24 protein-coding genes are annotated in these 25,514 nt (G+C 65.5%); 4 read left to right on the plus strand and 20 right to left on the minus strand.

Annotation, left to right across the window (positions count from 1 at the left end; translation table 11 throughout):
* Positions 1-133: 133 nt before the first annotated feature.
* Positions 134-1,531, minus strand: a complete 1,398-nt coding sequence (locus tag AL3_RS10405; protein WP_246168369.1) for a trimethylamine monooxygenase — start codon at positions 1,529-1,531, stop codon at positions 134-136.
* 277 nt (positions 1,532-1,808) lie between these two features.
* On the opposite strand from AL3_RS10405, the gene AL3_RS10410 reads away from it, so the two are divergent.
* On the plus strand, positions 1,809-2,921 hold the full coding sequence (locus AL3_RS10410; protein ID WP_066300344.1) for a WD40/YVTN/BNR-like repeat-containing protein: 1,113 nt from the start codon (positions 1,809-1,811) through the stop codon (positions 2,919-2,921).
* Positions 2,918-3,211, plus strand: coding sequence for a MoaD/ThiS family protein (locus AL3_RS10415; protein ID WP_066300347.1), 294 nt, complete (start codon positions 2,918-2,920; stop codon positions 3,209-3,211). Before AL3_RS10410 ends, AL3_RS10415 begins: the two co-directional genes overlap by 4 nt.
* Positions 3,212-3,275: 64 nt before the next feature.
* On the opposite strand, the gene AL3_RS10420 is transcribed toward AL3_RS10415, so the two are convergent.
* Positions 3,276-4,028 carry a transglycosylase family protein gene (locus AL3_RS10420; RefSeq protein ID WP_083521686.1) on the minus strand — a complete coding sequence of 251 codons (753 nt, stop codon included), beginning with the start codon at positions 4,026-4,028 and terminating at the stop codon, positions 3,276-3,278.
* A 646-nt stretch (positions 4,029-4,674) separates the two neighbouring features.
* On the opposite strand from AL3_RS10420, the gene AL3_RS10425 reads away from it, so the two are divergent.
* Positions 4,675-6,651 (plus strand): APC family permease, encoded by a 1,977-nt coding sequence (locus AL3_RS10425; protein ID WP_066300353.1) that lies wholly within the window; start codon positions 4,675-4,677, stop codon positions 6,649-6,651.
* On the opposite strand, the gene AL3_RS10430 is transcribed toward AL3_RS10425, so the two are convergent.
* From AL3_RS10430 to AL3_RS10505, 16 genes are all read right to left on the minus strand, one after another.
* Entirely contained in the window at positions 6,648-8,423 is a 1,776-nt protein-coding gene (locus AL3_RS10430; RefSeq protein WP_370665263.1) for an ATP-binding cassette domain-containing protein, read from the minus strand. The two genes, AL3_RS10425 and AL3_RS10430, sit on opposite strands and share 4 nt — an antisense overlap.
* A 284-nt stretch (positions 8,424-8,707) precedes the next feature.
* The gene (locus tag AL3_RS10435; protein WP_066300355.1) at positions 8,708-9,331 is read right to left on the minus strand and encodes a hypothetical protein; all 624 of its coding nucleotides are present in this window, start codon (positions 9,329-9,331) and stop codon (positions 8,708-8,710) included.
* A 60-nt stretch (positions 9,332-9,391) separates the two neighbouring features.
* Positions 9,392-10,774: a replicative DNA helicase gene (dnaB, locus tag AL3_RS10440; protein WP_066300357.1), complete on the minus strand. Its 1,383-nt coding sequence runs from the start codon at positions 10,772-10,774 to the stop codon at positions 9,392-9,394.
* A gap of 617 nt (positions 10,775-11,391) precedes the next feature.
* The gene (rplI, locus tag AL3_RS10445; protein ID WP_066300360.1) at positions 11,392-11,841 is read right to left on the minus strand and encodes a 50S ribosomal protein L9; all 450 of its coding nucleotides are present in this window, start codon (positions 11,839-11,841) and stop codon (positions 11,392-11,394) included.
* 18 nt (positions 11,842-11,859) lie between these two features.
* A complete protein-coding gene (gene rpsR / locus AL3_RS10450; RefSeq protein WP_003800144.1) occupies positions 11,860-12,099 on the minus strand; it encodes a 30S ribosomal protein S18 in 240 nt (79 codons plus the stop codon).
* A 104-nt stretch (positions 12,100-12,203) separates the two neighbouring features.
* Positions 12,204-12,758, minus strand: coding sequence for a single-stranded DNA-binding protein (locus tag AL3_RS10455; protein ID WP_066300362.1), 555 nt, complete (start codon positions 12,756-12,758; stop codon positions 12,204-12,206).
* Positions 12,759-12,824: 66 nt separating this feature from the next.
* Positions 12,825-13,130, minus strand: coding sequence for a 30S ribosomal protein S6 (rpsF, locus tag AL3_RS10460; RefSeq protein ID WP_066300367.1), 306 nt, complete (start codon positions 13,128-13,130; stop codon positions 12,825-12,827).
* Between the two features lie 227 nt (positions 13,131-13,357).
* On the minus strand, positions 13,358-14,632 hold the full coding sequence (locus AL3_RS10465) for a M18 family aminopeptidase (RefSeq protein WP_066300369.1): 1,275 nt from the start codon (positions 14,630-14,632) through the stop codon (positions 13,358-13,360).
* A 152-nt stretch (positions 14,633-14,784) separates the two neighbouring features.
* Complete coding sequence (locus tag AL3_RS10470) at positions 14,785-15,651, minus strand: ABC transporter permease (protein WP_066300371.1); 867 nt, start codon at positions 15,649-15,651, stop codon at positions 14,785-14,787.
* A 2-nt stretch (positions 15,652-15,653) separates the two neighbouring features.
* Complete coding sequence (locus AL3_RS10475) at positions 15,654-16,604, minus strand: ABC transporter ATP-binding protein (protein WP_066300378.1); 951 nt, start codon at positions 16,602-16,604, stop codon at positions 15,654-15,656.
* Between the two features lie 217 nt (positions 16,605-16,821).
* Positions 16,822-17,601, minus strand: a complete 780-nt coding sequence (locus AL3_RS10480) for an ABC transporter permease subunit (RefSeq protein ID WP_161599328.1) — start codon at positions 17,599-17,601, stop codon at positions 16,822-16,824.
* Positions 17,602-17,672: 71 nt separating this feature from the next.
* On the minus strand, positions 17,673-18,626 hold the full coding sequence (locus tag AL3_RS10485; RefSeq protein ID WP_066300380.1) for an ABC transporter ATP-binding protein: 954 nt from the start codon (positions 18,624-18,626) through the stop codon (positions 17,673-17,675).
* Positions 18,627-18,654: 28 nt separating this feature from the next.
* Positions 18,655-19,497 carry an ABC transporter permease gene (locus AL3_RS10490; protein ID WP_066300381.1) on the minus strand — a complete coding sequence of 281 codons (843 nt, stop codon included), beginning with the start codon at positions 19,495-19,497 and terminating at the stop codon, positions 18,655-18,657.
* Entirely contained in the window at positions 19,494-20,540 is a 1,047-nt protein-coding gene (locus AL3_RS10495) for an ATP-binding cassette domain-containing protein (protein ID WP_083521668.1), read from the minus strand. The genes AL3_RS10490 and AL3_RS10495 overlap by 4 nt, the downstream gene beginning before the upstream one ends.
* Before the next feature lie 101 nt (positions 20,541-20,641).
* Positions 20,642-21,841, minus strand: a complete 1,200-nt coding sequence (locus tag AL3_RS10500) for an MFS transporter (protein ID WP_343031027.1) — start codon at positions 21,839-21,841, stop codon at positions 20,642-20,644.
* A gap of 55 nt (positions 21,842-21,896) precedes the next feature.
* The gene (locus AL3_RS10505; protein WP_066300387.1) at positions 21,897-23,579 is read right to left on the minus strand and encodes an ABC-F family ATP-binding cassette domain-containing protein; all 1,683 of its coding nucleotides are present in this window, start codon (positions 23,577-23,579) and stop codon (positions 21,897-21,899) included.
* A 101-nt stretch (positions 23,580-23,680) separates the two neighbouring features.
* On the opposite strand from AL3_RS10505, the gene AL3_RS10510 reads away from it, so the two are divergent.
* Positions 23,681-24,001 carry a putative quinol monooxygenase gene (locus tag AL3_RS10510; RefSeq protein WP_066300389.1) on the plus strand — a complete coding sequence of 107 codons (321 nt, stop codon included), beginning with the start codon at positions 23,681-23,683 and terminating at the stop codon, positions 23,999-24,001.
* An 87-nt stretch (positions 24,002-24,088) separates the two neighbouring features.
* Here the strand turns inward: AL3_RS10510 and AL3_RS10515 are convergent, their stop codons facing one another.
* A complete protein-coding gene (locus AL3_RS10515) occupies positions 24,089-24,364 on the minus strand; it encodes a hypothetical protein (protein WP_066300391.1) in 276 nt (91 codons plus the stop codon).
* Between the two features lie 50 nt (positions 24,365-24,414).
* Positions 24,415-25,497, minus strand: coding sequence for a zinc ribbon domain-containing protein (locus tag AL3_RS10520; protein ID WP_151723846.1), 1,083 nt, complete (start codon positions 25,495-25,497; stop codon positions 24,415-24,417).
* Between the last annotated feature and the right edge of the window lie 17 nt (positions 25,498-25,514).

The following is a 25,514-nucleotide window of genomic DNA, read 5'->3' on the forward strand; positions in this document are numbered from 1 at the left end:
CGGAGGGCCGGGGTGCAGGAACCATTCCTCCATCCTTAGCCCACCGGGTCCGCAATTTCCATCTGGCCGGCTGCGCGCCCGCCTTCCACCCGCGGTACGGCGGCGCCGTCCCGCGGGTGGTTCCGCTGACCGGTTATTGTCCGGCAGGCTCCGCGGCGGTGTTTCCACGGACAATCCGGGCGATCTCGTCCTCGGCCGGCTCTGACAGGTAGCGTTCCAGCGAGTCGTCCAGCTCGCTCAGCCAGGGCGTGTGGTGGACCACCGACTCGGTGCCGGTCAGGACGGAGGTGTGCACGCCGTCGCGGTAGGTGAGGATGTTCTCCTTCTTGTCCTGTTTCCAGGCGAGGAACACCTCCACGACGCGGTCGAGGTCGAATTCCGGATAGTCCGTCGCTCCTACCAGGTCGCTGATGTAGTCAGCCTGGAACCGCAACTCGTCAGCAGCGGTGCCGATGGCCCGGAAACGGCCCATCCACTCGGCCTGGTGCTGCAGGCGGGCCTCCTCGCCCGGCAGTTCCGCGGTGCCGAGGATCAGGTCCCGCACGTACCAGGCCTGCGCATCGAACATGTTAAAGGTGAACCACTGGTCCTGGGCGCCCAAGTAGTAAAGGTGCGGGTTCCCCTCCCACACCACACCCCGGTACAGGCGTTCGGGGTAGACGTTGTTCGGCGAATCCAGCGCGAGTTCGGCGGGAAGGAACGGATACTTGTGGAGGTATCCGGTGCACAGGATCACTGCGTCGAAACGGCGCGTCTCGCCGTTGGAGAAGCGCACGGTCTCACCCTCGAAGCGTTCGAGCAGCGGCAGTTCCTCCATGCTGTCCGGCCAGGCCAGCCCCATGGGCGCCGTCCGGTAGCTCATCGTGACCGACTTCGCTCCCATCTTGAAGGCCTGCACGCCGATGTCCTCGGCGGAGTAGCTGGCGCCAACCAGCAGGACGTCCTTGCCGGCGAGCGCCTCTGCACCACGGAAATCGTGGGCATGGCGCAGCGAGCCGGGGAAAGTCTCAATGCCGTCAAAGTCGGGAACGTTCGGAACGGAGAAGTGTCCGGTGGCCACCACCACGCGGTCGAAGCGTTCCGTCGTTGTTGTTTTAGCCCGCAGGTCCTCGACGGTGACCTCGAAGCCGCCGTCGACCTCCTTCACCCAGCGGACGGCGTGGGCAAAGCGCACCCACTTCCGGACGTCCGTTTTGCTGACCCGGCCGTTGATGTAGTCCCAGAGGACCGCCCGCGGCGGATAGGAGGAGATGGGCCGGCCGAAGTGCTCGTCGAAGGTGTAGTCGGCGAACTCGAGGGCCTCCTTCGGCCCGTTGGACCAGAGATTGCGGTACATGCTGGAGTGGACGGGTTCCCCGTACCCGTCGATCCCGGTGCGCCAGGTGTAGTTCCATTGGCCTCCCCAGTCGTCCTGCTTCTCAAAGCAGACAATCTCGGGGATTTCCAGGCCCTCCCGGGCCGCTGACTCAAACGCTCTGAGCTGGGCCATGCCGCTGGGGCCGGCTCCGATAATGGCAATTCGTGCAGTCAAGGCTGCCTTTCCGGCTTTTCGGCCTCGTGTCACACAGCGCGGAGGCGGCCCGTGGGCCGCCTCGACACGCCGCTTCGTATAACCGGGAGCAGCCATCACGTGGCGGGTGCTCCCGGAGGCGCCGAAGGGGGCGCCCATGCGGCTCATCCTATCGGTTGGGTTTTCTCAACCTCTTTTCCGCGGGCGGATCCGGCGCCGCCGGCGCCTTCCCTGTTGGCTGGATGACTGCGGTTAGGCAGCCGGATACCCCTTGCCCAGCCCGGGGCCGAATGGTCCAATGTCTGCCATGACGCACACGGAGGATACTGTCCTGGCCATCGGCACGCGCAAGGGGCTCTGGCTGGCGAGCAGCCCGGACCGCAGGGACTGGACGCTCAGCGGGCCGTACTTTCTGATGAATGAAGTTGCCAGTGTTGCCCTGGACACCCGCACCTCCCCGCCGCGGATCCTGGCCGGCCTGCTCTCCTCCCACTGGGGGCCGACAGTGGTGATCTCCGACGATCTTGGTGCCACCTGGTCGGAGCCGGAAGAGGGGGCCATTGCCTTCCCCGCCGCGGCCGGGGAGTCGCTGGGACGGATCTGGCAGCTCCAGCCGGATACTGCGGACCGACCGGGAGTCGTCTGGGCCGGGTGCGAACCGATTTCGGTGTGGAAATCGACCGACGGCGGAAGCCGCTTCGAGCTGAACCAGGGCCTGTGGGACCACCCGCACCGTGCCGAATGGGGTGCGGGCTACGGCGGGGCCGCCGCGCACACTGTCCTTCCAAGTCCCACGGATGACACGGTGCATGTGGCCATCAGTTCCGGCGGCGTCTACCGGTCCGACGACGGCGGGAACAGCTGGCAGGCACGCAATCAGGGCATTTCCGCCTACTTCCTGCCGGACCCTCATCCGGAGTTCGGCCAGTGCGTGCACAAGGTGGCGCGGGACGCCGAAACGCCCGGGCGGCTCTACGCGCAGAACCACCACGGTGTGTACCGCTCCGATGATTCAGGCGAAACCTGGATTTCGATTGCCGGCGGCCTTCCTGCGGACTTCGGGTTCGTGATGCTCTCGCATCCGCGCAGCGGCGGGACCATCTGGACCATTCCGCTGGTGGCAGACGGTGAACGGATACCGCCGGACGGGCGCCTGGCCGTCTACCGCAGCACGGACGCCGGGGACTCCTGGACCCGGCAGGACACCGGACTCCCGGAGGCGGAGTACAACGCAATCCTGCGTGACGCGGCCGGGGTGGATACCGGTGATCCGGTAGGGGTCTACTTCGGCACCCGGGCGGGGGACGTCTACGCCAGCGCTGACGAAGGGGGCACTTTTAGCCTGGTCGCTTCCAATCTTCCCGATGTCCTGTGCGTCCGCGCTGCCACACTCGGGACAACCGGACCATGACTGCAGGCGAGGTCCGGGTCCTGCTGCCGGAAGTCCTGGCCGCCACGGCGGAAGGTCAGCGGGAGCTCACGCTCCCTGGTTCCGATGGACTGACGCTCGGATCCCTGCTTGACGCCATCGGGCGCCGCTATCCCGTGCTGGAACGGCGGATCCGGGACGAGACAGGAACTGTCCGGCGGTATGTGAACATCTACATCGACGGCCAGGACATCCGCGGCCTGGACCGGCAGGACAGTATTCTCGGTGCAGGCTCGGAGGTGATGGTCCTGCAGTCCATCGCCGGTGGATAGCAGTGGTTAAAAAGGGAATGGCTGGACTCCCGAAGGAATCCAGCCATTCTCAGGCAGCGCCGTCTTATGCGGGGAGCTGCAGGACCTCGCCGGTGAAGATGAGGTCCGGGTGGACGATCGTGCCGGCGTTGGCAGCGTACAGGGCCTGCCAGCCGCCTGCGATGCCGAGCTTGTCGGCGATGGAGGACAGGGTGTCGCCAGCCTGGATGGTGTAGGTGTCACCGCTCACGGCCGGAGCCTGCACGGGTGCAGCCGGGGCCAGCGAGGATGCGGGAACCTCGACAGGTGCGGCAGCGACCGGGGCCGGCTCAGTGTAGGTCGGTGCCGGAGCAACTTCCTGCACCGGGGTTTCCGGAACGTAGGTCTCAACCGGGGTGTAGGTCTCAACCGGAGCGGCCGGAACGGTCTGCTCCGGAGCCACGTACTGGCTCTGGGTGGTTACCTCGGGGGCTGCGGAGGTAACCCCGGTAGCGCCGCCGGAAAGACCCAGCTTGGCGGAGCATGCAGGCCATGCGCCCCAGCCCTGGCCTGCCAGGACCTTTTCAGCAACAGCGATCTGCTGCTCGCGGGAAGCGTTTTCGGGGCTGCCGGTTCCACCGTAGGCTGCCCAGGTGGAAGGCGTGAACTGCAGGCCGCCGGAGAAACCGTTGCCGGTGTTCGTGTTCCAGTTGCCGCCGCTCTCGCACTGCGCCAGGGCATCCCAAGTACTCGCATCGGCCGCCTGGGCACCGGGCCCAGCAAAGGTGAGGCCTGCGCCAGCCACAACAGCGGCAGCAAGTCCACGGCGAACGTAACGGGTAATCTTAGAGTTCTTCATCAGCTGTATCTGCTCCTGAGGGCCCACCATGCGTTCCGCCCGTCCCCGGGCTTCATAACGCCGTCGCCTACCCCGACTACTAGAGTTCAGGTTTAGGTGCTCCCACCGCGGCGACGTCTGGTGGCGCGGGGCACCTTGCAATTTGTCGGCCACACCATCTCATGTGGGGTGCTGGCCGGCCGGATCAGCCTCAGCGGACTCTCTTGGATCCGACGTAGTCCCGTATTGGGTACATATCCAAGCTAAGACGAGTTCGAATCGATACCAAATCGAGACCTTCGGAAATCAACCGTTACCACACTCCACTTCCGCTTATTCATGCCGATCCAGGGGCCAATTGTGCACTTTGCCACAGGGCCGTTTTAACGCTATTCAGGGTTGTTCGAACGGAATGTTTTTGTGCGCGCGCTCACGGTCCCGGCCGCCCCTGAGTGGGATTCGCGGGCACCATCCCATCGGAATTTTCACATCCGGGTTCATGATTTCTTCAGCTCAGCGGCCCTGACACAATCGACGTGGATGTGCAGCGGCTGCCAGAGCCGAACTGTGCGGCCTGAGCGCCGTTTGAGACCTGGATGCTGGCCCGGATAGGCCCGGTTCGTGACCGTCTGGACTTGGTTCTGTAACGGGTCTAGGGTTTGTCCTCGTGCTCACATTCTTCAATGCGCTCAAGCGCATTCTGGTGGGGCGTCCGTACGGCAATGAGCGGCTATCGCATACCCTGCTGCGAAAGCGGGTCGCCTTGCCGGTTTATGCCTCGGACGCGCTTTCCTCGGCAGCCTATGCGCCGGACGAAATCCTCCTCACCCTGGCCCTGGCAGGGGTAGCAGCCGTTACAGTCTCCCCCTGGGTTGGGCTCGCCGTCATCGTGGTCCTGCTGACGGTGGTGGCCTCCTACCGGCAGAACGTCCACGCCTATCCCTCCGGGGGCGGCGACTATGAAATCGCCAGCGAAAACCTGGGTCGGCGTGCAGGACTGACCGTCGGGTCGGCACTGCTTGTGGACTATGTCCTCACCGTTGCCGTCTCCATGTCCTCTGCCTCGCAGTACCTGGTAACCGTTATTCCAGCGCTTCACGGCCGGCAGGGACTGCTCGCCGCAGCCGGCGTCGTCATCCTGATGCTGGTGAACCTCCGCGGGGTCAAGGAAGCGGGGAAGATTTTTGCCTTTCCCACCTACCTGTTCCTGGCCTCCGTTCTGGGCATGTGCGCCGCCGGCCTCTTCCAAGCCGCTACGGGCACCCTTGCCCAAGCTCCTTCGGCAGCCTTCGATCTGGTTCCCGAGGCGGGGCTCGACGCCGGCCTGACCGGACTCGCCGGCGCTTTCCTGCTGCTTCGGGCGTTCTCCTCCGGCGCCGCTGCACTGACCGGCGTGGAAGCCATCAGCAACGGGGTTCCCACCTTCCGGAAACCGAAGAGCACCAACGCTGCCACCACCCTGCTTCTCCTGGGTGGGCTGGCGGCGCTGATGCTGGCCGGGATCCTCACCCTGGCTACCCTGACCAAGGTCCATTTCGTCCAGAACCCCGCCACGCAGCTGCTCCTGAACGGTGCGCCCGTGCAGGACTACCTCCAGCACCCGGTCATCAGCCAACTCGCGGAGACCGTTTTTGGGGACGGCTCCCTGCTCTTCTACATTGTGGTGGTCGCTACCGGATTGATCCTGGTGTTTGCGTCCAACACCGCGTTCAACGGATTCCCCATCCTGGCCTCGGTACTGGCCCGCGACGGCTACCTGCCCCGGCAGATGCGCACCCGCGGCGACCGCCTGGCCTTCAGCAACGGCATCATCGCCCTGGGCCTGGCCGCTCTGGTGCTCATCCTGGCGTTCAACGCGGACGTCACCCGCCTGATCCAGCTCTACATCGTGGGCGTTTTTGTCTCCTTCACGGCCAGCCAGCTCGGCATGATCCGGCACTGGACCAGGAAGCTGCGGACCGAACGGAACAAGGAGGCGCGCCGCCGGATGCGGCGTTCGCGGGTGATCAACGCCTGCGGTTTCGGCATGACGTCGGTGGTGCTGGTGATCGTGGTGATCACCAAGTTCGAGCACGGGGCGTGGATCGCCCTGTTGGCCATGGCATTCCTCTACGCCGTGATGAACAGCATCCGGATCCACTACCAGTCCGTGGCGGAGGAGCTGCGGGTGGAGGACGATCCCGAGGTTCTGGCCCTGCCCAGCCGGGTCAACGCCGTCATTCTGGTGTCCAAGGTCCACAAGCCGGTCCTCCGCGCCCTCGCCTACGCCCGTGCGTCCCGCCCCTCCAGCCTGAACGCGATCATCGTGGACCTGGATCCCGAGGAAACGCAGAAGACCGTGGATGACTGGGAGCGGCTGCGCATCCCCGTTCCACTGACGGTCCTCTCCTCCCCCTACCGCGAAACCGTGTCCCCCGTCCTGGCCTACCTGCGTGAGGCCCGCCGCAGTTCACCGCGGGAACTTTTTGTGGTGTACATCCCCGAATACGTGGTCGGCCGCTGGTGGGAACAGCTGGTGCACAACCAGACCGCGCTGCGGATCAAGACCCGGCTGCACTTCGAGCCGGGAATCATGGTGGCCAGTGTCCCCTGGCAGCTGGCGTCCAGCCGGGACAAGACCGCGGCCCCGGGGCCCGGGGACTAAGCTGCCTGCGGGTCCGGAGCCGCCAGGCTGAGCCGGGAGCCGGTCCAGCGCTGCCGCAGCCAGTGGTCATGGCTGGCCAGGATCACCGTTCCCGGATACGCGGTAATGGCCTCTTCCAGTTCCTCCGCGAGGGCGAGCGAGAGATGATTGGTCGGCTCGTCCAGCAGCAGCAGCTGCGGTGGTTCGGCCACCAGCGCCGCCAGCGCCACCCGCCGGCGCTGGCCCGGCGAGAGATCAGCCAGCCGCAGCCCGTCCACCCCCGGATGGAGCAGGCCAAGCTCATCCAGCGACGGCGCCTGGCCGGGTTCCGCCAGCCGTGACCGGTACGCGTCACCGGCGGTGACGTCCAGGTCCGGCCAGCGGTCTTCCTGGCTCAGCAGGCCCACCGTCAGTCCGCCGGCGCGGACCACCCGGCCGGCGGCGGGGGCCAGAGTCCCGGCGAGCAGCCCCAGCAGCGTCGATTTCCCTGCCCCGTTGGGGCCTTCCACCAGCAGGCGGTCACCGGCCCGGAGCACCAGGGTCTGTGGAGGCAGCCGACCCGGCACCCCTGCTTGGGCGAGGAGGACAATCTCCTCCGCTGCCGTCTCCAACGACGGGCTCCCGGGTGATCCGCTCACGTTCGGCATGCCGCTCACACCGAAGGTTCCGGGTGTTCCGGGTGTTCCGGGTATTCCACGGAAACGCAGCGGCGGCTGCGGAGCGGGAACCGCGGAGCGTTCCAGTTCGGCCAGGCCCCGCCGGGCGGCCTGGACCCTGCCGCCCACGGTCTTGGCCGCCTTGTCGCTGTAGAATTTCCGGGCTCCGCGGACTTCAGTCTTCGGCGCCGTGGTGTGGAAGACGTTGCGCCCGTCCACATCGGCTATCTGCTGCAGGCGCTGCCGCTCCGCCTCCTGTGCCCGCCAGGCTTCCTCCCAGCGGCTGCGCACCCCGGCCCTGGCCCGCAGGTAGCCGGAGTACCCGCCGGTATAGCGGATGCCCTGCACGGTCGGCCCGCCGTAACCTTCGGGCCCCGACCCGGGGTCCAGGTCCACCAGGTCCGTGGCAACGGTGTCCAGGAACCAGCGGTCGTGGCTGGCCATCAGGACCGGTCCCGGCCAGCCGGCGAGTTCGGCGGACAGGAAGTCCAGGGCGCCGTCGTCGAGGTGGTTGGTGGGCTCATCAAGGAGGAGGGCGAAGGGGCGTTCCAGCAGGAGCGCGGCGAGGGACAGCCGCCGCCGCTGGCCGCCGGATAGGGCGTCCAGGGGGCGGCTGCGCGGCACTGCTCCCAGTCCCAGCCCGTTCATCACGGCGGCGATCCGGGCGTCCAGCGACCATAGGCCGGAGCTGTCCGCCTCCTGCAGGACACGGTCATAGGCGTCAGCAACGGCCGGATCGCCGGCTTCCGATCCGAGGCGTTCCGCCAGACCGGTCAGCTGCGGTCCAAGGGAACGGACCGGTGCGACGGCGGCCTCCAGCACCTGGTCCACGGACAGTGCGGGGGTGGATGCCATCTCTTGCCGCAGGAAACCGGTGGATTCCGGGCGGTGCACCGACCCGCTGTCCGGGGTAATCAGGCCGGCGGCTATCCGGAGAAGCGTGGATTTACCGGCTCCGTTTTCGCCGATCAGACCGGTGCGCTGGCCGGGTGAGACGGTCACTGACACATCCCTCAGCAGCCGCCTGTCCGGATAGCTGAGGGATACGGCGGCCAACCGGAGGTGGCGGATGTTTCCGGCGGTGACCGGTCCGGCAACTGGTCCGGGAGATGCTATGGGAAGGTGCTGATCAGCCAACGAAGGTCCTGACGTCCAAATACGGAAGCCCGCCGGGCAGGATCCACAGGTTGGCCAGGCGGGCGGATCCGACAGGTGCGGATTCCGCCAAGGCTGGCAGTGGGGCCTCGGGCGCGGGCAGTTGGTGTCAGGAAAGCAGCATGCGTCGATACTAATTCCGGGCCGGGCTGGGTGCAACACGGGTCGGCCCCCGCTCGTCCCGTGCCCGCGCTCAGGGCCACCGGCTCGGGGCCCGGCTCAGGGCCACCGGCTCAGGCTCCGCGGGAAAGGCAGGCCAGGCAGGCCTACGGCAGAGTGGCTGCTCCGCGGCCCGCCAGGACGGATTGGTAGGCGTAGCCGGTGAGACGGCCTTCCCGGGCAGCGCTGGCCACGGCCTCGAAGGAACGTTCCCCGCTGTCGCTGTACGGAAAATGGATCAGCTCGGCAATGAGTTCCCATTCCTCAGCGATGGTGTCAATGAGTTCTCCGGGCGTTTCATCCGGGCCGGGGCCTCCGCCCAGAACCGTCCACGCACCGTCGGGCACCCGGTAGGACTCAAGGCGTTCCAAGTCCGCCGCCAGCTCCTCCAGCGAGCCATACTCCCGCTGCGCCTCGGGCGGAACGGAGCCGTCCGGAGTGGCGAGCTGACTGATAAATCCGGTCTGAGCCGGGAACACGGAAGTGGGCACCGGCTCCCCCTCTTCGAGGTAGGCGGGAAGCTGGGAAGGCATCCAGTACCAGGCGTCCCCCTGGTCCGCCCCGCCGGGCTGGTTACGCTCGCTGATCCAGCCGCGGGAGCTCAGCAGTTCCTCGCCCTCGTCGCTGACGAAGGTTTCCGCATCACCCAGGATCCTGTTGGTTTCGTGGGCGCTGCGGCGGGCCTGGCTCTTCTTGGCGGCGGCCTTCTTGCGCGGTTTGGACTTGGGCACGGTGTTGCTCCTGAAAGACGGCGGGTTGAGGAAGATCGGGGGTTCGGCGGGAAGAAACGGCTAGAAGCCGGAGCCGCCCTCGACCGCCATGTTGGAGAACCGGGAGTAATGGCCCTGGAAGCCCACCACGATGGTCTTGGTGGGGCCGTTACGGTGCTTGGCCACGATCACGTCGGCTTCGCCGGCGCGCGGAGACTCCTTGTCGTAAATGTCTTCACGGTGCAGCAGGATGACCATGTCCGCGTCCTGCTCGATCGAGCCCGATTCGCGGAGGTCGGAGACCATGGGCTTTTTATCCGTACGCTGTTCCGAACCACGGTTCAGCTGGGACAGGGCGATGACCGGGACATCGAGTTCCTTGGCCAGCAGCTTCAGGGCTCGGGAGAACTCGGAGACTTCCTGCTGGCGCGATTCCACCTTCTTGCCGGAGGACATCAGCTGCAGGTAGTCCAGGACCACCAGTTTGAGGTCGTGCCGCTGCTTCAAACGGCGGCATTTGGCCCGGATTTCCATCAGGGACATGTTGGGGCTGTCATCGATGAACAGCGGGGCATCATTCATCCTGCCCATGGTGGTGGCGATCTTGCCCCACTGTTCGTCCTTGATCGTTCCCTTGCGGAGGTCCTGCAGCCCGATCGTTGCCTCGGCGGAAAGCAGGCGCATGGCAATCTCGTTCCGGCCCATTTCCAAGGAGAAGAACACGGTGGTCATGTTGTTCTTGATTGCCGCGGACCGGGCAAAGTCGAGGGCAAACGTGGATTTACCCACGGCCGGGCGGGCAGCTATAACGATCATCTGGCCGCCGTGCAGGCCCTGGGTCAGTTCGTCGAGCTCGTAGAACCCGGTAGGGACACCGATCATGCCCTCACCGCGGTGCCCGGCGGATTCGATCTCGTCCACCGTGCCCTCGATGATGTCCTTCAGCGGAACATAGTCCTCCGCCGTGCGGCGCTCAGCCACGGCATACACCTCGGCCTGCGCCGCGTTGACGATGTCGTCGACTTCCATGCCGTCGCTTGAGTAGCCCAGCTGGACAATCTTGGTTCCTGCGTCCACCAGCCGGCGCAGCACCGCACGTTCCCGGACGATCTCCGCATAGAACCCGGCGTTTGCCGCGGTCGGCACGGACTGGATGAGCGTGTGCAGGTAGGCGGGACCACCGATCCGGCCAATTTCACCGCGCTTCGTCAACTCATCCGAGATCGTCACCGCATCGGCAGGCTCGCCGCGGCCATAGAGGTCGATGATGGCCTCGTAGATGGACTCATGGGCGGGACGGTAGAAGTCCACGCCGCGCAGCACCTCAACGCAGTCGGCAATAGCGTCCTTGGAGAGCATCATGCCGCCGAGAACAGACTGCTCGGCCACCAGGTCCTGCGGCGGGGTCCGGCCGAAATCCGAATTGCGGGTTGATTCAGCGGCATCCGCGTGAGCAAGCGACACTATGGCCACCCTTTCCAAAAACGTTAGATCCATGGGCCCCGTCGGGCGGGCGGCATGAGGTTGTGGCTGTCTATCTGTCTACCCGACGGCACTGACACCGGCTGGGCCGCCAGTGCCTTCGCCGTAACCTCTGCAGGTGCCCCGATGAAGGAGTCCACCGCAACCGTAGCCCCGTAAGGCCCCCTCAACAAACGAGTTATCCACAGGCACTGTGGATACCTTGTTCATAACTGGGCGTGTCTTGTGCACAGGTTGGGCATAAGGTTGTGGATAACAATTTATTTTCTGCCCAAATATGGCTCTGACTTGGGAAAACACTCGTCCACACCTGTGCACAGAGAAGTATTTTCCTCAACATTCATCCTCTACCTTCAGGTTGACAGATCACTTTAGGGGGCGTAGCAGCGCCATTATCCACAGTCGATATCCACATACCTGTGGGCTTCCGAAAACTACTTGGAATAATCAGCCTGCGTAGCTTCCATCACCGGCAATGGATGTGCTTGACGGCACAGGAAAACCGGGGTCCAGGCCCGGCAGGCTCACGCCTACACGCAAAAGCGCCCCCCGCCGAAGGCGGAGGGCGCTTTTAGTCACGCAGTGCGCAACGGGCGGTGCTAGCTGGCAACGACCTCAAGGTCGATGACGGCAGCAACGTCGTCGTGCAGGCGGACGTTGGCCTGGAAGGAACCAACCGACTTGATGTGCGTCGGCAGTTCAACCTTGCGCTTGTCGATGCTGCCGAGGCCGGCAGCTTCAACGGCAGCGGCAACGTCAGCGGGCTTGACCGTGCCGAAGAGGCGTCCGGACTCGCCGGCCTTGACGGTCAGCTTGACCGGCTTGGCGGAGAGAGCAGCAGCCTGCTTCTGGGCATCTTCCAGCGAAGCGTGCTCGCGGGCAGCGCGGGCAGCCTTGATGGACTCAACCTGCTTCTCGCCACCTTTGGTCCAGGTCAGGGCGAAGCCGCGGGGGATCAGGTAGTTACGTGCGTAACCGTCCTTTACCTCAACAACGTCGCCTGCAGCACCGAGACCGGTTACTTCGTGGGTCAGAATGAGCTTTGCCATGAGTTAGGTTCCTTTCCTTTAGCCGCGGCCAGCGCCGGAGTAAGGCAGGAGTGCAACTTCACGGGCGTTCTTGATTGCCTGTGCGATCTTGCGCTGTTCCTGCACGGTGACGCCAGTTACGCGGCGAGCGCGGATCTTTCCGCGGTCGGAAATGAACTTGCGCAGCAATGCTACGTCCTTGTAGTCGATGACAGTGATGTCAGCGGCCTTCAAGGGATTGGACTTTGGTTTGGGCTTGCGAAGTTCAGCCTTAGCCATCGTGGAGCTCCTTATGTCTAGTGGAGCCCGTGGATTGATTCCACGGGATGGGCTCGACGGCGGTTGCCGTCAGAGGTTGTGCCTTGCGGCACTTAGGGTGTTGCTTAGAAGGGCGGGTCGTTGGAATCCGGACCGGCTCCCCAGCCGCCTGAGTTGCCGCCCGCAGGCGCACCCCAGGGATCTTCCGCAGGTGCGGACTGCTGCTGCTGGCCGCCCCAACCGGAGTTGGAGTTGCCGCCGAAGCCGCCGGAGTTTCCAGCATTGCCGCCAAAGCCGCCGCCGCCACCGCCGGAGCGCTGGGTGCGGGTGACCTTTGCGGATGCGTACCGCAGCGAGGGGCCGATTTCGTCGACCTCAAGCTCCATCACGGTGCGCTTTTCGCCTTCTTTGGTCTCGTACGAACGCGACTTGAGTCGGCCCTGGCAGACGACGCGGGTGCCCTTTGTCAGGGATTCGGCGACGTTTTCCGCAGCTTCACGCCAGACCGATGCACGGAGGAACAGCGTTTCGCCGTCTTTCCATTCATTGGACTGCCGGTCGAAGGTACGCGGCGTCGAGGCAATGGTGAAGTTCGCCACTGCCGAACCGGACGGGGTGAACCGGAGTTCCGGATCATTCGTCAGGTTGCCGACCACGGTGATCGTTGTCTCGCCTGCCATTTATGCCTCCTGGTGTCTCGGCCCGGAATGCGGGCCTTTCATTGACGAGTAAAGGATGGGCCGAAATTACTCGGCAACAACCTTCTGGTCTTCGGGGCGGATGATCTTGGTGCGCAGGATGGTCTCATTGAGGCCAAGCTGGCGGTCAAGTTCAGCAGCCGCTGCAGGGCTGGCGGTGAAGTTAACCACCGCGTAGATGCCTTCGGCCTTCTTTTTGATTTCGTAGGCCAGGCGGCGACGGCCCCAGATGTCCACCTTGTCGACGGTTCCACCATCGTTGCGGACAACGTTGAGGAACTTGTCGAGCGAAGGCTCCACGGTACGCTCTTCGACCTCGGGGTCGATGATTACCATCAGTTCATAAGCACGCATTTGTGAACCCACCTCCTTTGGGCTATACGGTCACGGTATTTCCGTAACAGGAGGTTCTTTAGCGTTGTCTTTGCTCCGGGAACCCGGCGGATAGCTCCGCCGCGCACCAAAAGCCTGCCAGCCAAGGCCGACAGCACAGACTCCACTATCCTATCGGACTTTCACGCCGGTTTTTGACGCCTGCGGGCACCTGTGGACAGCTGCCGAAGACCGGGCGGCCCCCGGATTCAGCGGTTGAAGAACAGTTCCGCCGCACGGGAGAGCAGGTAGGGATCCTGCACACCCGCCATTTCGCGGGCCGAGTGCATGGAGAGCAGTGGAATCCCGACGTCGATGGTGCGGATTCCCAGCCGGGTCGCGGTGAGCGGGCCGATGGTGGAGCCGCAGGGAATCGAGTTGTTGGAAACGAACTCCTGGTACGGGACTTCAGCCTCACGGCACAGGGCCGCCCAGTAAGCAGCACCCGGCGCATCGGTGGTGTAGCGCTGGTTGGCGTTGATCTTCAGCAGCGGCCCCCCGTTGAGGACCGGCTTGTTAGCCGGATCATGGCGATCGGCATAGTTCGGGTGGACCGCATGCCCGGCATCCGCGGAGATACAGAACGACGCCGCGAAGGCGCGCTGGGTTTCCACGGCACCGGCGCCCAGCCCGGCACTGATCCGGGCCAGCACGTCTTCGAGGAACGGCCCGGCGGCACCGGAACGGCTGCCGCTGCCCACCTCCTCGTGGTCGAAGGCCGCCAGCACGGCAATTGAACCACCGGATTTGGCCGCGGCGGCGGCCTCCAACGCGCGGAGTCCGGCGTGCACCGAGGAAAGATTGTCCAGCCGTCCCGAGGCGAAGAACTCACCTTCAGCACCGAAGGTCCGGGCCGGCTGCGTGTCCGCGGCAACGACGTCGTAGCCGCCGATCTCCGCCCGGTCCACGCCGGCCTTCGCAGCCAGCACTCCCAGCAGGTCGGCAGCGGACGGATCGCCCAGGCCCCAGACCGGGTTCAGATGCTGCTGCTTGTCCAGCTTCAGGCCTTCGTTCACGGCCCGGTCCAGGTGGATGGCGAGCTGCGGGAAGCGCAGCAGCGGGCCTGTGGAGACCAGGTGCTCCTGTCCGTCCAAGGTGACCAGCCGGCCGGCCAGTTCCAGTTCGCGGTCCAGCCAGGAGTTCAGCAGCGGCCCGCCGTACACCTCCACGCCGGCCTGCAGCCACCCGAACCGGCCCGTGGTGGGCGAAGGCTTGAGCTTGAAGGTGGGGGAATCGGTATGGGTGCCAAAGATATTGAAGCCGGTGGCCGCTCCCGCGTCTTCCGGAACGATCCAGGCGATAAACGCTCCGTCGCGGACCACCACGTAGCGCCCGGGCGCTGCCGGCCAGTCCTGGTCTTCGGCGAGTTCGGTGAAGCCTCCGGCGAGAAGCCTCTCCGCGGCGGTGCGGGCGGCGTGGAAGCTCGAAGGTGAGGCGCTGACATACGCGCCGAGGTCTTTTACGTGAGCCAATGCGTCAGACATGCTCCGATTCAACCAGAGCCCGGTGCGCCGGCATAACCTGCCGCCGTTTCCACGGCAAAGAACCCCCGGCAACGGTTTGCCGGGGGTTCTTTAGGAGATATCGGTGAGGGCAGCGGCCGTTCTTCCGCCGCCCTCACCGAAGCTTGTGTTACTTAGACGTCGCGCTTCTTGGTGATAATTAGCGCCACGAGGAGCAGCACCGCGGCCCAGGCCGCCATGACGAGTCCGCCCTGCCACTGGTTCAGTGCGCCTTCGGCAATGTCCAGGGCTACCAGCTGGTTGCCCGCGTTGCTCGGCAGGAACCGCGAAGCATCCGTGACCCATTCGACGTTGAAGATCGACGCGATGATCGGCAGGATCATCAGCAGGCCGATCGTGGTTACGACGCCGCCCGCCGTGCTGCGCAGCAGGGTCCCGAGTGCGGTGCCGATGATGGCCACCAGCGCAAGGAACGTGCCGGTGTTGATGATGCTGGCGACCATGCCGTCAATGTCCAGGCCGAAGCCGAGGTCCGAGCTGTTCAGGATGGGCTGGCCTACGAGGTAGCTCAGGAAACCGGAGATGGCACCGACCACGAACGCGATCACGGCGATAACCAGGGCCTTGGCCAGCAGGGCCGGGATCCGCTTCGGAACGGCGACCATGGTGGAGCGGATCATTCCGGTGCTGTATTCGGAGGCAATCAGCACCACCGCGAGGGAGGCGATGAGCAGCTGCCCGAACATCAGGCCGGAGGTCGGCACACTGTAGGCCATCGCCTGCAGGTCCACGGCCCCGCCCATTTGGGCCATCATTTCGGGGCCGGCTTCAGCCAGGAGTTCTTCGGTCAGGATGACGTTCCAGGCGAAGAACGCGCCGAGGCCCACCATCACCACCAGAGTGGTTGCCAGCAGGATCACCGTGGAAGGCACGGTGGTGACCTTGATCCACTCCGAGCGCAGGATCCGGGCAAAGTTGACGCCGCTGCCGTCGGGCCGAGCGGCCCGGCGCGAGGGAGCCGGTGCAGATGTGGTGCTCATTCTCAGTTTCCTTCCCCGGTGACACCGGCGCGCGCCGGTTCCTGCGAGAATCCGTGGGATTTGTACTCGACGTCGTCCCGGGTCAGTTCCATGTACGCGTCCTCAAGCGAGACCTGGAGCGGGGTCAGCTCGGTCAGCAGGATGCGGCGGTCGAGGGCGATTTCGGCGATGGTGCGTGAGTCGGCGCCGCTGACCTCAAAGAGGCCGTCTTCGACGTGCTGGACCGTGGCACCCTGTGTCTCCAGGACGGGCAGCAGTTCCTGCGCGTTGTCCGTCCGCACGCGGGTCCGCTGGCGTCCGCCGCCGTCGATAATGTCCTGGATCGGAGCATTGGCGATGATCCGGCCGCGGCCGATCACAATGAGGTGGTCGGCCGTGACAGCCATTTCGCTCATCAGGTGCGAGGACAGGAAAACGGTGCGTCCTTCCGCAGCGAGGCCGCGGGCGAGGTTGCGGACCCAGAGCACACCCTCGGGATCCAGTCCGTTGACGGGCTCGTCGAGGATCAGGGTCTGCGGATCGCCCAGCATGGCTACGGCGATGCCCAGCCGCTGGCCCATGCCCAGTGAGAAGCCGCCAACGCGCTTCCTGGCGACCGAATCCAGGCCGGTCAGTTCAATGACTTCGTTGACCCGCTTGTTGGAAATGCCGTGGGTCGCCGCCATGGCGCGCAGGTGGTTGTAGGCCGAGCGGCGGGTGTGCACGGCCTTGGCGTCCAGCAGGGCGCCAACCTCGTGCAGCGGTGCCTTGTGGCGGGAGTAGGGGGCACCGTTGACGGTGACGGTCCCGGCGGTGGGCCGGTCAAGTCCGACGATCATCCGCATGGTCGTGGACTTTCCTGCGCCGTTCGGGCCGAGGAATCCGGTCACCTTGCCGGGCTGAACAGTGAAGGAAACATTATCGACGGCGGTCTTGCTGCCGTAGCGCTTGGAGAGGCCGGTTGCCTCAATCATAGTGATCCTCATGTTGGAGCGGACAGATTTTTTGGGGGCTGCCCCCACCCTATGCGAGTACAGGCGCGGCCGGACCGTTCCAAGGGATGATTCAGGAGTATTCAGGAGTCACCCTTAGGGATGACTCAGGGTCCACCCTGATCCCGCCCGCACCCGGCGGACTTCCTGTCCTGCCGATGTGATGCTGCAGCGGCCGGGGCCGGGTTTACGCCAAGACCTAGACGTCCCGCTTTTTGAGGACGACGGCGGCGGCGGCCAGCAGCACCGCAGCCCACCCGGCAAGGATCAAGCCGCCTTCCACTTGATTGAACGCCTCCGGCTGGATTCGCGTGGCAACCAGCTGGGCGGCAGCATTGCTGGGCAGGAACCGCGCGGCGTCTTCCACCCAGTCGGCCAGGCCGGTCAGCAGCCCGGCGATAATCGGCAGGACAAAGAGCGCACCGACCAGGGTGACGACGCCTCCGGCGGTACTGCGCAGCAGCGCGCCGATGGCCACCCCCATAACGGCGATGAGCGCCAGCACGGTGCCGGTGTTGATGATGGAAGGCAACACCCACTCTGCGTCCAGGCCGAAGTCCAGACCGGGACCGGAGAGTATTGGCTGGGCCACCAGATAGGTGGTGAAAGCCGCCGCGACGCCGAGGAGGAAGGAGATGACTGCGATCACCAGGGTTTTGGCCAGCAGTGCGGGGGTGCGCGTGGGTACGGCTACCATCGTGCTGCGGATCATGCCGGTGGTGTATTCCGATCCGATGAGCACCACGGCCAGGGCGGCGATCAGCAGCTGGCCAAAGGGCAGGCCGGAAGAGGGAACATCGTACGCCAGGCTCTGCAGGGAAGAGTCGAGTCCCTGCGGAGGGCCCGCGGCCGGGTCATTGGCCAGCTCCGTTGTGCCCCAGGCGACCAGGGCGCCCAGACCAACCATCACCGCGAAACTCACCGCCAGAAGGATGACGGTCGAGGGCACAGTGGCGGTCTTGATCCATTCGGAGCGCATGACGCGTCCAAACGTGACCGGGCCAGCTTCCCAGGTTCGCGGCTGCCGTGGTGCCGGAACTGCTGCTGTACTCATTTCTGCTGCCCTTCCGTGGCCGGCAGGGCATCGGCACCGGGGCTGATCCGCTGCGAGCGGTATTCGACCTCACCGCCGGTCAGCTCCATGTAGGCGTCTTCCAGGGACACCTGCTGCGGGATGAGTCCGGTGATGAGGATCCCCCGGGCAAACGCAGCTTCAGCAATGCTGCGGGCGCTGAGTCCGAGGATCTCCAACTCATCCGCTGCCTGCCGGCGCACTTCCACGCCCGCCGAGCCGACGGCGGTTGTCAGGGCATCGGCGTCGTCCGTGCGCACCAGGATGCGTTCCTGCTTGCTGCCGGTAAGGACCTCAGCTATCGGGGCGTCGGCCAGTATGCGGCCGCGGCCAATCACTATCAGGTGGTCGGCCGTAACAGCCATTTCGCTCATGAGGTGGGAGGAGATAAAGACGGTGCGGCCCTCAGCGGCCAGGCCGCGTACCAGGTAGCGCACCCATTTCACTCCTTCGGGGTCCAGGCCGTTGACCGGTTCATCCAGGATCAGGGTCTGCGGGTCCCCCAGCAGAGCCGACGCAATGCCGAGCCGCTGGCCCATGCCCAGCGAGAAGCCGCCCACCCGCTTCCTTGCCGCCGGCCCCAGGCCGGTGAGTTCAATGACCTCCTTGACGCGGGTGGCAGGAATACCCTCGGTGGCGGCCATCGCCCGCAGATGGTTATAGGCAGAGCGCCTGGGGTGGGCTGCCTTGGCCTCCAGGAGGGAACCCACCTCATGCAGCGGAATCCGGTGCCTGGCATACGGTTTCCCGTTGACCCTCACGCTCCCGGCGGTGGGATGGTCCAGTCCGACGATCAGCCTCATGGTGGTCGATTTCCCTGCACCGTTGGGTCCAAGAAACCCGGTCACCTGTCCTGGCTGGACCGAAAAGGTGATGCCGTCGACGGCGGTCTTGCCGCCAAAGCGCTTGGTGAGTTCGGCTGCCTCGATCATGCTGTGTCCTTCCGTCCGGGGTCGGGTCCTAGCGGGAGCTCACGGCCTCAAACTTCCGCACGGCAAGCGGCACGAACGCCACGAGCATGATCGCAGAGCCGATGAGCACCGTGGTGATCGGATTCTGCATGGGCCAGGTATCCGGAACCGGCGTGGATCCGAGGTTGCCGAAGAGCTGCCGCACGGCCTGGACCAGGGCCGAGACGGGATTCCAGTCGGCGATGGTCCGCAGCGGTTCCGGCAGGGTGGAGCTCTGCACAAAGGCATTCGAAATGAAGGTGATCGGGAACAGGATGATGAAGGACGCGTTGTTGATCGCTTCCGGAGACCGCACGGACATTCCCAGCAGTGCCATCACCCAGCTGAACGAGTAGGAGAAAAGCAGCAGCAGTCCAACGCCGCCGAGGAAACTCCAAAAATCGGTGTTGACGCGCCAGCCGACCAGCAGGCCCGTCCCCATCATGATCACCATCGAGATGCTGTTCAGCACCAGGTCCGAATTCGTCCGGCCGATCAGCACGGCCGAGGGACTCATCGGGAGCGTGCGGAAGCGGTCGATGATCCCTTCCTTCAGGTCCTGAGCCATGGCCGAGCCGGAGAAGGTGGAGCCGAACACCACGGTCTGCGCGAAGATTCCGGCCATCAGGTACTGCGTGTAGTCGGTCCCCGCCACTTGGATGGAACCGCCGTAAACCTGGCTGAACAGCAGCACGAACATGATCGGCTGCAGGACGGCGAACACCACCATGTCCGGCGTCCGGCGGATCTTGATCAGATTCCGTTTGGTCACCGTCCAGCCGTCGGAGGCCCAGCTGCCGGCGGTGGCGCCCTGGCTCGGCTGGAACGTGAGTGTCTGCGCTGCGGTGCTCATCGTGAGGCCTTCGCTTTCCCGGCGTCGTCCTTCTCCTCTTCGGCCACATGCCCGGTGAGCTTGAGGAAAACGTCATCCAAGGTGGGGCGCCGGATCCCGGCGTCGTGCAGTTCGATTCCCGCGGACTCAAGGTCGCGCAGGACCTGCTGGAGCGCCGACGGACCCTCGGTGACCGCTACTTCGAGGGTCCGGCCGTCGGTGGCGGTCTGCACTTCGCCGTTCCCGTACCGGGCCAGGACTTCCCTGGCCACACCGGCGTCGAATCCTTCCACCAGCGCCACGGCCACCCGGTGCCCGCCGATCCGGGCCTTGAGCTGGTCGGAGGTGCCTTCCGCGATGACCTTGCCGCCGTCGATGACGGCCACGGTGTCCGCGAGCTGGTCAGCTTCCTCCAGGTACTGGGTGGTGAGCAGGAGCGTGGTCCCCCCGGCGACCAGGGATTTGATGACATCCCAGAGCGCCAGCCGGCTGCGCGGATCAAGGCCGGTGGTCGGTTCGTCCAGGAACAGGACGCGGGGCTCGTTCACCAGGGCGCCAGCCAGGTCCAGCCGGCGGCGCATACCTCCGGAATATCCTTTGACGGGCCGGTTGCCGGCGTCGGAGAGTTCGAACTGGTCAATGAGCTCGGCTGCCCGGGCCCGAGCCTTCTGGGTCGGCAGGTGGTAGAGCTTGCCCACCATCCGCAGGTTCTCGATGCCGGTGAGGTTCTCGTCCACGGCAGCGTACTGGCCGGAGACACCGATGATCCTGCGGACCTCCTTGGGACGCGATGCGACGTCGATCCCGTCAATGGAGGCGGTTCCGGCGTTGGGCTGGATCAGGGTTGTCAGCACCTTGACCGCTGTTGTCTTGCCGGCGCCGTTGGGGCCCAGGAGGGCGGTGACGGTGCCTTGGGGAACTCCGATATCGAGTCCGTCGAGGGCGTGCACCGGCCCCGACTTGGATTTATAGATCTTGGTCAGCCCGCGGGCCTGGATCAGCGGATCCCGCCGGCCCTCGGAAACCGGGCGTTCCGGACGTGGGGGGTTTTGGGGAAAAGACATGCGAACAGGGTAGGACTGCGCCGCAACAGCTGAAAAGGCCCATTCCGGACAGGTTTGGTCCGCAAGTACCCATTCCCCGGGAAGTTGTCCGAATTTGCCCGTTACGCGGCAGGATCCTGGGCGGTCTGCGTGCTCTTGCGGCGCTCGGCAGCGGCGGGGGCGAAGATGATCGAGAGCAGGATCGCGGCACCGACCACCAGCAGGGCATTGCGCAGGCCCCAGAGTTCGCCGAGGAAACCCAGCACCGGCGGACCGACGAAGAAGGCGGTATAGCCCAGGGTGGAGACCACCGAGACCCGTCCGGCGGCAAGCGCGGGGTCATCCCCGGCCGCCGACATACCCATGGGGAAGCCCAGGGCGGCTCCGATCCCCCAGAGGATGACGCCGATGCCCGCCAGCCACAGGTTGGGCGCGGCCACGAACAGGACCAGTCCCACCAGTGAGGCGCTCATGCACAGGCGCAGCGCCCGTACCCGGCCCATCCGGTCGATCAGACGGGCGCCAAACCAGCGGGTGGCAGTCATGGCGGCAACGAAAACACCGAACATCACCGCGCCCGCGGTTTCCGAGGCGTGCAGCCCATCCACCGTGGCCTTGGCCACCCAGTCGTTGGCGGCGCCTTCCGTCAGTGCGGCCCCCAGGACGACGACGCCGATCAGCAGCGTGCGCCCTTCCTTCCACGCAGCGAAGCCGGACGGTCTGGCCACAGGTTCACCGTGTTCCGGCACCGGTGCGTCCGGCAGGAAGGCCCGGGGAACCAGGATCACCAGGACGACGGCGATCACCACGATTCCGATCAGGTGCAGGGACAGGCTCACGCCGGCGGCGGACAGCACCGCACCAATCATCGCCCCAACAAACGCGCCGCCGCTGAACGCCGCATGGAACTGCGGCATGACCGTCCGGTTCAGCCGGTGCTCAACCTCGGTCCCCTCGAGGTTCATGGCGACATCCCAGAGGCCGATCCCGGCTCCGAAGATCAGCAGCCCGCCGGCGGTCAGCGGGATGGAGGTCCAGGCCAGGCCAGCGGCAATCACCAGGGCGGCGAAAGACGCCAGCAGTCCTCCCAGCCGAACGGCGTTGGCCGTGCCGACCCGCTGGGCCACTGCCCCGGACAGGGGCAGGGAGGAGACCGATCCGACAGCAGAGAAGAGCAGCAGCACGCCGACGCCCGCGGAGCCGATCCCCAGCGATTCAGCGGCAGCGGGAATCCGCGCTGCCCAGCTGGCGAAAATCATGCCGTTCAGTCCGAAGATGGCGAAAACGGCCAGTAGTGCCCGATCCAGTGATTTGGTTTGCACGTGCCCATTCTCGGACACGGGTGCCACCCATGGGAAATTCCTGTGGCGGCAGGGCTTACCGGGCCCGCTGGACCCGCTTCTCATCCCAGACCGGCTCATCGGATTCGTAGACCCTGCCGTCGGATCCGAAGACCAGGAACCGGTCGAAACTGCGGGCAAACCAGCGGTCGTGCGTTACCGCCAGGACCGTTCCTTCAAAGGCGTCAATGGCTTTCTCAAGCGCCTCGGCAGAGTGCAGGTCCAGGTTGTCGGTGGGCTCATCCAGCAGCAGCAGCGTAGCTCCGGAGAGTTCCAGCAGCAGGATCTGCAGCCGCGCCTGCTGCCCTCCGGAGAGTGAGTCGTACTTCTGCTCGCCCTGCGAAGCCAGGCCGTAGCGGTCCAGGGCGCCGGCCGCGGCTTCCCGTCCCAGCCCGGACCGGTGGTCGTCACCGCGGTGCAGGATGTCCAGAAGGGTTTTACCCAGCAGGTCCTGGCGCATCATGGTCTGGGCAAAGAACCCGGGCCGGATCCGCGCGCCGAGCTTTACCGATCCCTCATGCGGGACGGGCGCGATTTCCACCTCGGAGACAGGTTCGTGTTCCTTATCCGGGTCGCTGCCGCCCAGGGCCAGCAGCCGCAGGAAGTGTGACTTTCCGGAACCGTTGGAGCCCAGGACTCCCACCCGGTCGCCGAACCAGATCTCGGTGCTGAACGGTTTCATCAGACCGGTGAGCTCAAGCTTCTGCGCCACCACCGCCCGTTTGGCGGTCCGGCCGCCGCGCAGCCGCATCTGCACATTCTGTTCAATCGGAAGCGCTTCGGGCGGACCGGCCTCCAAGAACTTCGCCAGCCGGGTCTGGGCCGCGTGGTACCGGTTGGCCATGTCGGAGCGGAAGGCCGCTTTGTTCTTGTACATGTTGACGAGTTCCTTGAGCTTGACGTGCTCCTCGTCCCAGCGCCGGCGCAGCTCCTCGAACCGGGCGTTCCGGTCCTCACGGGCCTGGACGTAGCTTTCGAACCCGCCGCCGTGAATCCAGGCCGAGGCTCCGTTGATCCCCGGCTCCAGGGTGACGATCCGGGTAGCGGCATTGGCCAGCAGTTCCCGGTCGTGGCTGACGAACAATACCGATTTCTTCGATTCGGCCAGTTTCGCTTCGAGCCAGCGCTTGCCCGGGACGTCCAGGTAGTTGTCCGGTTCGTCCAGCAGCAGCAGCTGGTCCGGGCCGGAGAACAGCGCTTCCAGGACCAGCCGTTTCTGCTCGCCGCCGGAGAGCGTGCTGGCCTTGCGGTACTGCGCCCGGTCAAACGGCATCCCCAGGGATGCCATGGTCACCTCGTCCCACACGGTTTCCTGCTCGTACCCGCCCACGTCTCCCCAGTCCGCGACCGCCTGCGCATAACGCATCTGGGTGGGTTCGTCGTCGTTCTCCATCATGGCCAGTTCCGCGTCGTCCACCGCCCGGGCAGCCGCAGCCAGCACCGGCGGGGCAGCAGACACAAGCAGGTCCCGGACGGTGCTGCCGTCACGGACCTGGCCGACGAACTGGCGCATGATGCCCATGTTCCCGGAGCGTGAGACGGTGCCTTCGTCGGGCTTGACCTCGTCCGAGATGATCCGCAGCAGGGTCGTTTTGCCGGTGCCGTTCGGACCGATCAATGCCGTCTTATGGCCGTCACCGACCTTGAAGCTGACACCACTGAGCAGCTGCCGTCCGTCGGAGAGGAAGTAGTCAATGTTGGATACGTCGAGATGAGCCACGCATCCATCCTCCCATCCGGCGGGCTGGCTCCGGCCAGCGTGACGGCGGCGCCGGGCGGGGCATAGGATTGCTGTCCCGTTCCCAACCGAAAGCAGGAGAGATGATCTTCATTGTCGTTAAGTTCAAGGTCAAGCCGGAGTGGAATGACCGGTGGCCGGAACTCACCGCCAATTTCACTGCTGCCACCCGGTCCGAACCCGGGAACCTGTGGTTCGACTGGTCCCGCAGCCTGGAGGATCCGAACGAGTATGTCCTGGTGGAGGCGTTTAAGGACGACGCCGCAGCAGCCCACGTGAACAGCAGCCACTTCCAGCAGGCCATGAAGGATATGGTCCAGGCCCTGGAGGAAACCCCGCAGATCATCAACACGGTCATCGAGGGCGAGGACTGGTCCCGGATGGGCGAACTCACCGTCGATTAGGGCTCTCGGGCAAGGCACCAGCCCGCCTGGGCGGCCAGCGGAAAACTCTCAGCCGGCTGCCCCGGCGGGTGGGAACATCCGGAGGGTTTACTCCTCCGGCGTGTATCCCGCCCGCTCCAGCATTTCCCGCAGGTCCACCACGGTCTGTTCATCGATGTCCTTGCCCCGCGGCGGGGTGAGGACATCGGTGCGGCCCGCCAGGGTGACCTCGTACTTGCCGTTATGTTCCCGGGTGGTGTCAGCGACCGCCTCAAGCAGGGAACGCACCCGTTTCCACTCGATGTTGTGGGATACGGGGTGGCGCAGGATCTGGTTCAGCGTGTCCCGGTGATGGTTGTTCAGATGCTCCGGTGTTTCCGTCATGGCAACCTCCTTCCTCAAGTTCGCCACGCGCCGGGCGGCAGTGCAAGGGGCTAAGGCCGGAAGTCGAGCTTCACCGAGTCCCCGGCCAGCTCGAGCTCCGAGCTGAAGGGAATATTCACCAGGTCGGACCGGGTCTCCCAGCGCCCGTCTCCGGCGGCGTCCTCCTGGTACGTCACCCGGGCTTTACCGCCGGTGGCGTAGACGGACAGGCCGGATGCCGGTGAGCCCATGATCCGGTAAACGGGGGCCTTCTCCGCCGTCCACTCCACGGCACGGTGGCCTGCGGTGCCGCCGCCGGACGTGTAGGCCGAATTCGGGCAGGCCGCCGGAGCTGTCTCGGCCCGGTGCAGGCAGTCCTGAAGGTAGGCGTCTGCCTGGGCCTGCACCTCGGCAGCAAGTTCCGGCGTCACGGCCGCAACCAGGCGGACCGGCCCGGGATCCCCGGCCATACCGGGTTCCACCAGGACAGTATGCGGGCTTCCGTAGGTGAGAAAGCGGCTGTCGGGGCCCTGGAGCCGGTAGCGTCCCGGGAGCAGCCTCACCTCGACCGTGCCGGCGCCGGGCTGCGGCAGCTGGACGTCCCGCCCGTTGATCCTGACCGCCCCGGCTCCCTCCGGGACCGTTACCGCCACCGTCCGCGCTGCAGTGTGCTGCAGCTGCCAGCCGGTGAAGACCAGCAACCGCTGTCCGTCGTCACTGAGCTCAAAATCCACCGTGGAGCGGCCGCCGTTCTGCTCAATCTCAGCGCGGACCACCGCTTCGCTGCCGTTGATTTCTTCGCCGAACACTTCATACCCGGTAATCCGGTTCTCCGCCGCGGCGTAGATGCCCTCGTCCGCCGGAGTCAGGGCTTCCGACGGCGGCAGCAGCTCGATGGCCGCAGCCTGGTCGCCCGAGGCCAGGGCAGCCAGATACGCCTTCACCTGGGCCTGCGGGCTGAAAACATCGTGGCTGAGGAAACGGAACCCGATGATCCCAGCAGCTGCCAGCAGCACCACCCCCGCAGCGGTCAGCACGACGGCGGCATTCCGGCCAGCGCGGCGGGCCCGCCGGCGGCTGCGCGGCCGAAGGCCGGTGGCGGGTGTTCCATCACCGGGGCGGCTCCGCGGGCGCTCTGGTGTTGAAACGGTCATCGGCTGGTCCCCCGGTC

The sequence above is a fragment of the Arthrobacter luteolus NBRC 107841 genome (assembly GCF_001552075.1).
In the GTDB taxonomy this organism is placed as follows: Bacteria; Actinomycetota; Actinomycetes; order Actinomycetales; family Micrococcaceae; genus Arthrobacter_B; species Arthrobacter_B luteolus.